The sequence below is a fragment of the Corallococcus interemptor genome (assembly GCF_003668875.1).
Lineage (GTDB): Bacteria > Myxococcota > Myxococcia > Myxococcales > Myxococcaceae > Corallococcus > Corallococcus interemptor.
The window spans coordinates 17,034-28,609 of the sequence record NZ_RAWM01000122.1 but is presented as its reverse complement, the minus strand read 5'-3'; the positions used below and the strand labels follow the sequence as shown (position 1 = coordinate 28,609).

Below are 11,576 nucleotides of genomic sequence, written 5' to 3'. Positions count from 1 at the left end.
CCGCAGGCCTGTCCGCAGACCCGGCAGCCAAGCCCGCCGCCGCTCCCGCCGCCCGGGTGCCCACGACCCCCGCGCCCATCGGCGGTGGCGGGTTGCCCACGACCACGCCTCCGTCCCCCGCGGCCGCGGCGCGCAGCCCCGGCAAGGGAGACCCCTTCGCGGAGCCCGCGGAGCCCCGGCTGCCCATGGGCGGCTCGCCGGAGGACAAGCTGGAGTTCTTCCGGGGCATCCTGAAGCAGAAGACGGAGACCCTGGCCCGGGCGCGCGCGCTGTACGCCGAGCGCGAGGGCGAAGTGACGCAGCTCAAGGCCGCGCTGGAGAAGGCGCGCAAGGAGGGCGGCGGCGCGGGCGTAGCGGCCCCGTCGGCCCAGGACGAGCAGCGGCTGAAGCTGGCCCAGGCGAAGGTCGCCTCGCTGGAGGCGGAGCTCGCCGCGTCGGAGGCGGACCGCAAGGACCTCACGCGCGCGCTGGCGGAGGTGGAGGCGGAGCTTCCCCGGCTGACGGAGGAGCTCCAGGCGGAGCGCGAGTCGCGCGGGGCGATGGCGGAGGAGCTGGTCGGCGCGAAGGAGGCGCTGGGGCTGGCGCAGGACCGCGTGGCGGAGCTGGCGTCCGGCAAGTCCGAGGCGCAGGGCGCGCTGGAGGCGGTCCAGGAGCAGTACCAGGCCACGCTCGCGGACGTGGAGCGGCTGACCGCCGAGCGCGACGCGCAGGCGCTCAACATCAGCCAGCTGGAGACGGCGCTCGCGGAGGCCCGGGGCGCCATGGGGGCCCTGGAGAGCGAGAGCGACTGGTCGCGCAGCTCGCTGGAGGAGGCGCACGCCCACGCGAAGGTGATGGAGGGCGAGCGGGACGCCGCGCGCCGCCAGCTGGCGGTGGTGGAGGACGGGCTCAAGACGCTCCAGACGCAGGTGACGGAGCTGGAGCGCTCGCTCGCGCTGAAGGACGCGGACGCGGTGGGCCTGCGCGCCGCGCTCACCGCGCGCACGGCCGAGGCCGCGGAGCTGCCCGCGCTGCGCAGCGCCCTGGAGGCCCGCGCCGCGGAGGCCGTGCGCATCCAGACGCGCGTGCGCGAGCTGGAGGCGGAGGTCGCCCAGGCGCGTGAAGCCGCGCGCGCGGAAGTCGAGGCCGCGGAGGTCCGCGCGCGCATGGCCGAGTCGGAGCTGGCCTCGCTGCGCGAGGTGCTGGAGGCCGCGGAGGTCGAACAGGTCTCGCTGCGCGACCGGATGGAGTCGGACGCGGCGGCGCTCGGCGAGGCGGTGCAAGAGGCGGAAGGCCGGGTGCACGAGGCGGAAGCGAAGGCCGCCGCGCTGGAGGCCCAGCTGGCGGAGCTCACCGCCCGGTCCGGGGCCGCGGAGTCCGAGCGCGAAGCGCACCAGCAGCAGCTCGCCGCCGTGGAGCGCAAGCTCGCCACCACGCAGGCGGAGCGCGTGGGCTTCTCCGCGCGCGTGTCCATGCTGGAGACGGCCGCGGGCCAGCGCGAGGCGGAGCTTCAGCGCCAGCTGGCCCTGGTGGCCAAGGCCCAGGAGGAGCTGTCGCTGGAGCGCGCCCGCCGCGAGGCGGTGGAAGCGGAGATGGCGGACGCCCGCGTGCAGGCCGCCGAAGCCGAGGGCCGCGCCGAGGCGCTGAGCGCGGGCCATGACGACCAGCGCGAGGAGCTGAACTCCCTCCAGGAGCAGCTGGAGGCGGCGCGCGCGGAAGCGGACAAGGTGGACCGGCTCCAGCAGCGCGTGAAGATGGTGGAGGGCGCGCTGGAGGCCTCCGAGTCCAAGCGCCGCATCGCCGAAGCCCAGGCCGCCCGCGTGAAGGACCTGGACGCGAAGCTCGCGGCGGAGCAGGGGAGCCGGGGCGAACTGGATGCACGGCTCGCGGAAGCCAGCGCCGCGCTCGAAGCCGAGCAGGGCGCCAGGGCCGCGCTGGAGGCCCAACTCGAGGAGGCCCGCGCCGCGCTCGAAGCGGAGCAGGCGGCCCGCCAGGCGCTCGAAGCGAAGCTCGCGGCGGCACCGGCACCGGGCGTCGCGGCCGTGCCCTCGGACGTGGTCGCCGAACGCGACCAGCTCAAGGCGGACGTGGCCTCCATGAAGCGCAAGCTGATGGCGGCCGAGGCAGCGCTCGAATCGGCTGCCAGCACCAAGGCGAAGGTGGCGCGGTTGGAAGCGCAATTGAAGGCCCTGAAGTAGAGGTTGGACCTCCATGTCCTTCGCCGCGCCCACGGATGAGCTCACGGGCATGCAGGCGGCCCGGTTCGGGCTGTACCTGCACTTCCCGTACTGCCTGGCCAAGTGCCCCTACTGCGACTTCGCGGTGGCGGTCGCGCGCCAGGTGCCGGAGGAGCGCTACGCCAACGCGGTGCTGACGGAGCTGGACGCGCGCCTCGCCGCGGACCCGTCGCTGCGCGTAAAGCCGCTGGAGTCCATCTTCCTGGGCGGCGGTACCCCGTCGCTGTGGCACCCCCGCTACGTGGCGCGCGTGCTGGAGGGCATCGCCGCGCGCATGTCGCTCGCCCCCGGCCTGGAGATTTCCCTGGAGGGCAACCCGGAGCGCGCGGACGCGGAGCGCTTCGCCGGCTACCGGGCCGCGGGCATCAACCGGCTGTCCCTGGGCGTGCAGTCCTTCCAGCCGCAGACGCTCAAGGCGCTGGGCCGCGCGCACGATGCCGCCATGGTGGAGGGCGCGGTGGCGGCGGCGCGCCAGGCGGGCTTCCCCGTGGTGGCCATGGACTTCATCTACGGCGTGCATGGCCAGACGGTGGCGCAGGTGGAGGCGGACGCGCGCCGCGCGGTGGCCCTGGATCCCGAGCACCTGTCCACCTACGCGCTGACGGTGGAGCGCGAGGTGCTGGCCGAGTCCACGCCGCTGTCCAAGCAGCTGGAGCGCGGCGAACTCTCCCTGCCAGAGGACGACGACGTGGTGGCCATGGCCCGGGTGGTGCGCGACGTCTACGGCGCGCACGGCCTCACCCGCTACGAAATCTCCAACCACGCGCGCGAAGGCCTCGGCTCCCGGCACAACGCGCTCTACTGGACCGGCGGCGAGTACCTGGCGCTGGGCGTGGGCGCCACCGGCATGCTGCTGTCCCCGTCGCCCCACCGCTACGTGAACCTCCGCGGCCCGGAGGCGTACCTGCGCACGGTGGAGGAGGGGAAGCTGCCGGAGTCGAGCCGCGAGGACCTGGGGCCCGAGGAGCTCTTCGCCGAGCGGCTGAGCATGGGCCTGCGCCTGGTGTCGGGGGTGGACTGGGAGGCCGTCTGTGAGCGATACGGCCAGCCGGTGGAGCCCCGGCGCGCGGAGGTGGAGCGGCTGGTGGCCCACGGCTTCGCCATCCGTCACGGCCGCCGGCTGGCCCTGACGGAGCGGGGGGCGGACGTGCACAGCGCCATCTGCGCGCGGCTGCTGTAGGCGACTTCGGGGAAGGACGATTCGACCGTGCTGACCAAGTGGTTCATGTGGATGGGCCTCACGATGCTGACGGGCAGCCCGCTGCTGTCCCTCGCCATCCTGGCCGTGCTGCTGTTCGCCGCGGACCGCTTCACGCTCCAGGTGTTCCCCAGCCCCATGCGCGCCTTCAAGCGCTGGCAGCGCGCGGGTGAGCTCGCGGGCACCATCCTCACCAACACCCACGACCGCCGCGCCCGCGCGGAGCTGGCCGACATCCGCGTGGGCCAGAAGCGCTACCAGGAGGCGGTGGACCTGCTGCGCCCCAACCTGGACGCGGGCGACGACGACGTGGACACCCTCTACCTCCTGGGCGTGGCCTACCTGGGCGCCGGCGACGCGCCCCGGGGCGAGCTGCTCCTCACGGAGGCCGAGCGCCTGGACGCCGACTACCGCCAGGGCGCCATCGACCTGGAGCGCGGCCGCTTCCGCCTCCAGCGCGGTGACTACAAGGGCGCGCGCGAGGCCCTGGAGCGCTTCCTCCAGGTGCGTCAGGGCTCCGTGGAGGGGCGCGTGCTCCTGTCGCGCGCGCTGGACAAGGAGGGGCTGGACGTGGAGGCGAAGGAGACGCGCGACGCCGCCTGGCGCGAGTACGCCGTCGCCCCGCGCTTCCAGAAGCGCCGCGACCGCTGGTGGGCGTACCGCGCCCGCCCGTCCCGCCCGCTGACGTACGCCGCCGTGGCCCTGGTGCTGATGGGCGTGGGGGCGTACCTGACCCGCTACCTGCCGGCGCACGACACCTACGGCGGCTACTACGACGAGCCCTACGCCACGGACGACATGGGCGGCGACGACGCGGAGGAGTAGTCTTTCCGCGCATGTTCCCCCCGCCGTCCCAGGTGTTGCGCCAGCGCGAGGGGCTGCTGGCGGACACGCCCTTCCCGCTCATCCTGCACGCGCTGATGATGGAGGAGCGCACCTGCACGCTGGAGCTCAAGGTGCGCCAGCGCGAGAAGCGCATCACCTTCGAGGACGGCGCGCCGGTGGCGTGCCACTCCAACCTGCTGCACGAGACGCTGGGCAAGTACCTGGTGGAGAAGGGCCGCCTGTCGGAGGCGGACTACCAGAAGTCCCTGGCGGAGAGCGTGTCCTCGGGCATGCAGCTGGGCGGCCTGCTCGTGCAGAAGGGGCTCATCAGCCCCTTTGACCTGTACAAGCAGCTCCAGGCGAACCTGGCGCACAAGCTGCTGGACTGCTTCCGCTGGACGGAGGCGAAGTACCGCCTCATCGCGGACGTGGAGAACCCGGACGCCAGCGTGCGCGCCAACACCGCGCAGCTCATCCTCACCGGCGTCTCCACCCAGCTGCCCTTCGACACCGTCGCCACGCACTTCACCTTCACCGACGACCGCCGCTTCGGGCAGATGCCCGGCGTGGAGTCCGCCCCCAAGCTGTCCTCCAAGGACGCGCGCCTGTTCCAGGCCCTGCGCCAGCGGCCCACCTTCAACGAACTCCTGGAGCGCACCGGCTTCGACATGGACGCCGTGCTGCGCCGGCTCTACGCGCTGTGCCTCCTGGGCGTGGCGGGCTTCGTGGAGGACGTGGACGCGCGCGCGGAGGAGCTGGCCCGCAAGGCCCCCGCCGCTCCTGTCCCAGCACCCGCGCCGGAGCCCGTCATCACGCCGGTGCCCGTGCCCTCGCAGGCCCCGTCGGGCACGCCCTTCTCGGACGAGGACGAGGCCGCGCGCAACGCGCTGGTGGGCGCGTTCCTCAACCACCGCGGGCAGGATCCGTTCGCGCTCCTGGACGTGCCGGAGGACGTGCAGCCGGTGGCGCTGCGCAAGGCGTTCCTCGCCGCCGCGGACCGCTTCTCCCCGCTGCGCTTCCAGACGGCGGACCTGAAGGAGAAGGCGGAAGGGATGCTGGCCGCGTACGCGCGGGCCTACGGCGCGCTGTCGGAGCCGGAGCAGAACGCGCTGTGGAAGAAGCGCCGGCAGGCGCAGCGGGAGAAGGCGCGCAACAGCACCGGCCGCCCCTCCACCGCGGAGCAGTTCCGCATCCGCACGGACCTGCTGGACGCCACCACCCAGTTCGACGAGGCCAAGCGGCGCCTGGAGGCGCGCAACTTCGCGGGCGCCTTCGAGTACTTCGAATACGCCTGCGACATCGACCCCCGGCCGCTGTACCAGGCCCACCGCGCCTGGGCGCGCTACCTCATGAAGCCGGAGGCGCACGGCCGGCTGGCGCTCCAGGAACTCCAGGAGCTGACGCGCCAGGAGCCCGGCCTGGAGGAGGGCTGGGCCTTCCTGGGCGACGTGGCCCGGGGCGAGGGCCAGTGGGCGCTCGCGGAGGATGCCCTGCGCAAGGCCTTCAAGTTGAACCCCAAGCAGCGCCGCTACGTGGAGCTCATCCAGGACATCGCCCGGCGGCGCTGACGGCAGGGGCAGGGGACTTCCGCCCCCGTGCCCCGGCCGCCTGGACGCGGCCTACTTGTTCGGCAGCGAGTTGATGTAGGACCGGTCGCTGGCGGACAGGCCCTCGTTCCGGGTCAGGTGGTAGACGGCCTGCTGGAGCTCAGGCGTCAGCTTCGTGGGGATCTTCTTGTTCTCCAGGAGCGCGAAGAGTTCCTTGAAGTCCGCGTACTGGGTCACGGGACCCTTGCGGTAGCGGGAACTCGGGCTGCTCTCACTGCGCGAGTTGTTCAGGCAGTAGAGGTACAGCAGCTTGTAGGACACCGGCTTCGCGGGCACCACGATGGACGCCCTCTGCAAGAGGATGCCGTGCTGGGTGTCGGTGGTCTCCGACTCGAAGATGATGCCCGGCGGGAACTCGACGGTGATGGGCGCGCCGGTGTTGTTGCGGAAGTTCAGGCACAGCTGCACCAGGTCACCGCTGCCATGCTCCTTGGGCGGCTCGGTCTCGTCCTCGTCCCGGCAGTCCTCCAACTTGAACATGTCGATGCCGGGGATGGGCTCCACCAGCTCCAGGCCCGCGGGCAGCGCGAAGGGCACCCCCTCCGGGCGCTTGTCGCTCGAAGCGAAGCCGGGGCGGTTGGTGTCGCCGGTGTTCTGACCGTCGTCATCGTCGTCGTCGCCGCCGTCACCCTTGTCGCTGCAGCCGCTGCATGCCGCCAGCACCAACGTCGCCATCAATCCCACGAGCCGAGTCCTGCGCCAGTTCATCCGCTACCTCCCACGGGAAGCCGTCGTCCACGCCTCGCCCCCTCCGAATCACGCGGCCCCCGTGGCGTCAAGCATCGCCGTTCTTCCGCGTTTGAAGTGTCCGCCAGTCCAGGAAGCGGCCTCCACGGCACGGCCACTTGGCGGATGCCCGGCGGGTTGCGCCGGGATGGAAGCTGGCGGTAATCAGTCGGTAGAACACCTACCTCATGCGCATCCAGGGGCCGCACATGCGGGACAGACGACAATCAGGCCAGGTAGCGGTGGAGACGGCCATCGTCCTCCCACTCTTCGTGTTCCTCATCCTGGGCACGCTCCAGCTGGGCCTCATGCACCAGGCCCGCCTGATGGCGAAGTACGCCGCCTACAAGGCGGTGCGCGCGGGCGCCCTCCACAACGCGGACGTGAAGAAGATGGAGCGCGCCGCGCTGGCGGTGCTGCTGCCCATGATCAGCCGCGGCAGCGGCGGCACCGAAAGCATGATGACGGTGAACAGCGCGGCGGACTTCCAGCAGAAGTGGATGTGGCCGGAGGTGATGACGAACCGGATCACGGCCACCAACATCCCGTACGCCAAGGTCACCATCTGCGGTCCGGTGGAGGGTGACCTGGGGGGCGCCTCCGGCGAGGTGGACTTCGACAACCCGGAGAAGATCACCAGCTCCGGCGACTGGAAGGACAGCCAGCGCTCCAAGCTGCGCATCCAGCTCACGTTCAACTACCGCATGGTCATCCCGTTCGCGGACGTCGTCATCTACAACATCGCGCGCGCGAAGGAGCTGCCCTACGTCATCCGGTTGGGCAAGCAGGGAGACACCACCCGCCAGGCCTACATCGATAAAGACATGGGCGACTACGACACGGCGGCGGGTCAGAAGGTCTACGTGGTGCCCATCCGGGCCACCTACACCATGCGGATGCAGTCCAATCTCTACCTGGGCAAGAACAAGCTGCCGAAGGACAACACATGCCTCTTCTCGTTCCAGGAGTAGAAGCGGCCGCACCGCGTCCCCCGCACCGCCGCCGGCGCCGCGCCCGGGGCCAGTCCATGGTCCTGGCGTGCCTGGCCTTCCTGGTGCTGGCGCTGATGGTGATGCTGAGCTTCAACCTCAGCCACGCGCTGCGGCAGAAGATCAACCTGCAGCAGCACAGCGACACCATGGCCTACTCCATGGCCGTCCTGGAGGCGCGAGCCCTCAACTACTACGCGGTCAGCAACCGGGCCATCGCCGCCTCCTTCGTGGCGATGACCAGCATGCACGCGTACATGTCCACGGCCAGCCTGACCTACGGCATGCTCACGGCGTCGAAGAACAACTTCTACGTCATCATGGGCATGGAGTTCCTGGAGTGCTTCGCCTGTTGGCCTCCCTGCATCCAGCACTGCAAGGACGCCATCGAAGCCCTCAAGGTCGCCAACAAGTACTCCAAGAAGGCCAAGACGTACGCGGACAACATCAAGGACCTGGACGGCCCCTTCGAGGACACGACCAAGCACCTGCAAAGGCTCATCCACGCCGTCAATGGCTCCCAGATCGCCACGCACGCCAAGGTCGTCGCGGCGGTCACCAGCGGCACCTCCAGCGGCTTGAAGGAGCTGACGGAGTGGAACGCCAAGGGCGCCTCCAACATCGCGGGCGCGGTGGGCGGCATGAACGCCAACGAGTTCAACTGCGTGGTGGATGGCATGCCGTGCATGGGCGGCGAGCCCAACGCCAAGCAGGTCGCGGTCCAGAAGACGATGACGGAGATCGCCAACGCCTCCCGCCCCGGCTGGCCGGCGACCCGCGACGCGGGGGCGCTCATCTTCCCCCTCACCCTGCACCCCACCTTCCTCCAGGAACTCATGAGCGACATCCCTGGAGAGGGCGTCCACATTCCCAATCCCATGAACATGAAGAGCGCGGCGAGCATCGGGAAGGGCAAGAAGGACTGGAACCCCGTGGGCGGCGTGGGCATCCAGGGCACCACGGTGGTCTCGCGGGAGGAGGGTGGCTTCATGATGAACCAGTGGCGCCACGGCTTCGGGCCGTACATGCCCTTCGACGCGGAGGTCTACAGCGACGAGAGCGGCGGTGGCCACAGCCCGAGCCAGGGCCACAAGGACAAGCACGAGTTCAAGCAGGTGGCCTCCAAGGCGCTGCTCTCCTGCATCCCGCAGAGCAACTGCTTCATGAAGTTCCGGGGCAACCCGAAGGCGGACGCGGACTACGGCCAGGCGCGCGTCTACAGCTACGTCACCAAGAGCCTGCGCTCGGGGAACCTCCAGCAGGCCCCCTGGGAGCTGACCTCGTCGGCGACCCTCAACTTCACGCACGGCGAGCAGGGCACCGGCACCCTGACGCTCGCGGCGGACGAGGGCGCGGCGGTGTCCAAGGCGCTCGTCTACTACCACCGGCTGGGGCAGGGCGGCTGGCAGGAGCAGCCCAACCTCTTCAACCCCTTCTGGCGCGCGAAGCTGCACCCGTTCAAGGCGGAGGAGGTGGCCAAGGTGCTGGGCGCCGCCGGCAACGCGGACGCCGCGCAGATCGCCGTGGCCAAGGACCTCGCCCTATGAACCGCTCATTCCTTTCGCGCAGGGCCCGGGGCGCGGCTTCGGTGGAGATGGCCCTGAGCATGATCGCCTTCATCCCCATCTTCCTCTACGCCCTCTTCCTGGACGACCTCCTGCGCTACGCGCTGGACGCCCAGGAGGCGGTGGTGGCGACGGTCTGGGACTACACCATCCAGGACTGGGCGATGAGCGGGGGCGGGGGGGAATACGGCAACTTCAGCCAGGTGCAGGGCTACGCGCGCCAGATGTACTGCGACCATGAATCCGGCGTGGACGACTACACGATGGATGGGGACAAGGCGCGCGACTGCCAGACGGAGGCGCACCACGAGCACGCCGCGCTGACCGCCCACCCTTGCTGGCTCAACCCGGGCGCCCAGCAGGTGGAGTGCACGGGCCCCGACAAGCAGGTGGGCCTGATGGGGATCCCCATCGAGAGTGGCTTCGCGGATGAGTTCAACCACGGCGGGCTCATCAAGTGCAACGGACGCATCGGCGTGCAGAACTACATGCTGAACGAGAACACCTTCTCGGAGTTCTCCAAGAAGCCCCTCGCCAAGACCATGCAGGACAAGGGGGGCAGCGTTCACGGTCAGGCCAAGGGCAGCGATGGTACGAGCGCCTACCTGCTGCCCTGGGAGCAGATGTCCATCATCGCCGACCCCTGGGCCATCAACGACGACGTGAGCATCCGCCCGGGCCAGAAGGGCGGGCTCGGCGGTGGCAGCGGCGACTTCTACAAGCGCGTGACGAACGTCTACACGAACCTCGCGAACGTCGGCTTCGGCCCCATGAGCGTCGCCGCCACCGAGTTCTTCTCCAAGGCGATGAGCAACAACCTGCTCAGCCCCGCGCTCGTGGGACCCCTCGTCTCCCCGGTCTCCCTGGGCGGCTCGCTCGAGCTCGGGGACAACCCGCGCACGCCCAACGTCGCCATCAAGCCGCAGACGGGTACGGGCAACCCGTCCGAGAAGATCCGCCAGGCCGGCCACAACGAGTACTACTTCAACACCGAGTGGCGGGACTGGGACCGCAACGCGCCGGAGAAGACCTTGAAGGACCGGGGCAACAACTACATGGGCTGCAAGAACGCCGAGTCCTGCTGATGTCGTCGGAGCGTTCGAGGTGGGTGGGCCGGGCCGCGGCCCTGCTGGTGGCGGTCGCGGTGGTGGGGGCCCTCCTGGGCGTCGCCATGGAGGACGTCATCTACGGCAATGCGCCCACGGAGCTGGAGGCGGCGGAGGTCCGCGCGAACGCGGAGTTCCCCTCCCCGCCCTCGAACAAGCGCTCGCCCGCGGAGGAGGCCATCCTCGCGCGGGCGCTGGTGCACTTCCCGCCTTACCCGAACGCGACCCGCCGTCCGGAGGTGCTGGCCGCGGACTACCTGGGCCCGGACGCGCCCATCGCCGTGGCCTGGTTCACCACGAAGGACAAGCCCCGGCAGGTGCTGGAGCACTACCGGAAGCTGCTCCTGGAGAAGGGCCTGCCCGTGCTGCAGGACGACTACGGGGAGAACGGCGGCTACGTGGGCTACTGGAGCCCGGTGAGTGAAGAGGTCCGGCTGGTGTCGGTGCTGTACCAGGACGGCGAGAGCATGGTGTTCGTGTCAGCGGGGCAGGTGGCCCCGGCCATCGGCAACAAGCGGCCGCTGCCCCCCTGGCTGCCCATCCCCATGACCGTGGTGGACCCGCAGCTGCTCACCTTGCGGTTGGAGGGGTTCACCCAGTACCAGGTGGCCGGCACCTCCACGGAGGGCACGCTGGTGGAGGCGGAGTCCGCGTGGCGCGACACGCTGCGCTCCCGGGGCTGGCAGATGGGGCCGTCCTCGGAAGGGCAGGGCGAGGTGGTGGCCTTCGACGTCAGTCACGAGGGCATGCGGGGCCAGCTGAGCCTGCGCCGCCCCCAGCTGCTGCAGCCGGGCGTGGAGTTCAACCTGTCGCTGATGCAGCGAGGCAATGCCGCCCCGGAACGGGGCGAAGGGAGTCCGTGATGAAGCACTTCATGAACTGGGTCCAGGCCGCGCTGGCCTCCGCGGTGGTGCTGGCGGGGCCGGTGGCGCAGGCGGGCCTGCCCTCGTGCCTCAAGCGCTGCGAGGAGGACGCCAAGCAGTGCAAGACCATCTGCACGAAGTACGCGGGCCCCAAGGGCGCGCCCTCCTGCGCCACGGAGTGTGGCAAGGCACGCGACCAGTGCGTCAATGAGTGCCGCGATGAAGCCGCGGGCCGGGACGCGTCGCGGCGGGAGCAGAAGGAGGGGCGCGATGAAGCGCGGTGAGCCGCGTCAGCTGGCCCGGGGCCAGGCGATGGTGGAGTACAGCGTCGTGATCGCGGCGTTCTTCGGGTTCACCGTGTTCGGCTGGCCCTTCCTCGTCGCCCTCATCAACGCCCTGCACAAGTACTTCCACTCCGTCTACTACGTCATCCAGTCGCCCATCCCCTGACAGCGGGGACGGGCGGCCGGAGAGAGCAGCG

The 11,576-nt window shown here is 70.6% G+C and carries 11 protein-coding genes; 10 read left to right on the top strand and 1 reads right to left on the bottom strand.

Annotated elements, in window-relative coordinates:
- The 4 genes from D7X96_RS30990 to D7X96_RS30975 all read left to right on the top strand — a co-directional run.
- Positions 1–2,177 (top strand): coiled-coil domain-containing protein (locus D7X96_RS30990; protein ID WP_121771389.1); only part of this gene is annotated, 2,177 nt, incomplete at its 5' end.
- Between the two features lie 13 nt (positions 2,178–2,190).
- The gene (gene hemW, locus D7X96_RS30985) at positions 2,191–3,396 is read left to right on the top strand and encodes a radical SAM family heme chaperone HemW (RefSeq protein ID WP_121771388.1); all 1,206 of its coding nucleotides are present in this window, start codon (positions 2,191–2,193) and stop codon (positions 3,394–3,396) included.
- 30 nt (positions 3,397–3,426) lie between these two features.
- Positions 3,427–4,239 (top strand): tetratricopeptide repeat protein, encoded by an 813-nt coding sequence (locus tag D7X96_RS30980; RefSeq protein WP_120548297.1) that lies wholly within the window; start codon positions 3,427–3,429, stop codon positions 4,237–4,239.
- 11 nt (positions 4,240–4,250) lie between these two features.
- Complete coding sequence (locus tag D7X96_RS30975) at positions 4,251–5,807, top strand: DUF4388 domain-containing protein (RefSeq protein ID WP_120548255.1); 1,557 nt, start codon at positions 4,251–4,253, stop codon at positions 5,805–5,807.
- A gap of 51 nt (positions 5,808–5,858) precedes the next feature.
- Here D7X96_RS30975 and D7X96_RS30970 read toward each other — a convergent pair whose 3' ends face one another.
- Positions 5,859–6,554, bottom strand: coding sequence for a hypothetical protein (locus D7X96_RS30970; protein ID WP_147468437.1), 696 nt, complete (start codon positions 6,552–6,554; stop codon positions 5,859–5,861).
- 227 nt (positions 6,555–6,781) lie between these two features.
- On the opposite strand from D7X96_RS30970, the gene D7X96_RS30965 reads away from it, so the two are divergent.
- Genes D7X96_RS30965 through D7X96_RS30940 form a run of 6 tightly spaced genes read left to right on the top strand, consistent with a single transcriptional unit; the run spans position 6,782 to position 11,545 of the window.
- Positions 6,782–7,543: a TadE/TadG family type IV pilus assembly protein gene (locus D7X96_RS30965; protein ID WP_120548298.1), complete on the top strand. Its 762-nt coding sequence runs from the start codon at positions 6,782–6,784 to the stop codon at positions 7,541–7,543.
- Positions 7,544–7,599: 56 nt separating this feature from the next.
- On the top strand, positions 7,600–9,108 hold the full coding sequence (locus D7X96_RS30960) for a hypothetical protein (protein WP_244219785.1): 1,509 nt from the start codon (positions 7,600–7,602) through the stop codon (positions 9,106–9,108).
- Complete coding sequence (locus tag D7X96_RS30955) at positions 9,105–10,211, top strand: hypothetical protein (RefSeq protein WP_147468436.1); 1,107 nt, start codon at positions 9,105–9,107, stop codon at positions 10,209–10,211. Before D7X96_RS30960 ends, D7X96_RS30955 begins: the two co-directional genes overlap by 4 nt.
- Positions 10,211–11,095, top strand: a complete 885-nt coding sequence (locus tag D7X96_RS30950) for a hypothetical protein (protein WP_120548259.1) — start codon at positions 10,211–10,213, stop codon at positions 11,093–11,095. The genes D7X96_RS30955 and D7X96_RS30950 overlap by 1 nt, the downstream gene beginning before the upstream one ends.
- Positions 11,095–11,379 (top strand): hypothetical protein, encoded by a 285-nt coding sequence (locus D7X96_RS40120; protein WP_158626361.1) that lies wholly within the window; start codon positions 11,095–11,097, stop codon positions 11,377–11,379. Before D7X96_RS30950 ends, D7X96_RS40120 begins: the two co-directional genes overlap by 1 nt.
- Entirely contained in the window at positions 11,366–11,545 is a 180-nt protein-coding gene (locus tag D7X96_RS30940; RefSeq protein WP_120548260.1) for a hypothetical protein, read from the top strand. The genes D7X96_RS40120 and D7X96_RS30940 overlap by 14 nt, the downstream gene beginning before the upstream one ends.
- Positions 11,546–11,576 lie beyond the last annotated feature (31 nt).

Coding starts and splice junctions, on each gene's coding strand:
- D7X96_RS30965 (WP_120548298.1), top strand. CDS start 6,782: ATGCGGGACAGACGACAATCAGGCCAGGTAGCGGTGGAGACGGCCATC.
- D7X96_RS30975 (WP_120548255.1), top strand. CDS start 4,251: ATGTTCCCCCCGCCGTCCCAGGTGTTGCGCCAGCGCGAGGGGCTGCTG.
- D7X96_RS30960 (WP_244219785.1), top strand. CDS start 7,600: ATGGTCCTGGCGTGCCTGGCCTTCCTGGTGCTGGCGCTGATGGTGATG.
- hemW (WP_121771388.1), top strand. CDS start 2,191: ATGTCCTTCGCCGCGCCCACGGATGAGCTCACGGGCATGCAGGCGGCC.
- D7X96_RS40120 (WP_158626361.1), top strand. CDS start 11,095: ATGAAGCACTTCATGAACTGGGTCCAGGCCGCGCTGGCCTCCGCGGTG.
- D7X96_RS30950 (WP_120548259.1), top strand. CDS start 10,211: ATGTCGTCGGAGCGTTCGAGGTGGGTGGGCCGGGCCGCGGCCCTGCTG.
- D7X96_RS30970 (WP_147468437.1), bottom strand. CDS start 6,554: ATGAACTGGCGCAGGACTCGGCTCGTGGGATTGATGGCGACGTTGGTG.
- D7X96_RS30940 (WP_120548260.1), top strand. CDS start 11,366: ATGAAGCGCGGTGAGCCGCGTCAGCTGGCCCGGGGCCAGGCGATGGTG.
- D7X96_RS30955 (WP_147468436.1), top strand. CDS start 9,105: ATGAACCGCTCATTCCTTTCGCGCAGGGCCCGGGGCGCGGCTTCGGTG.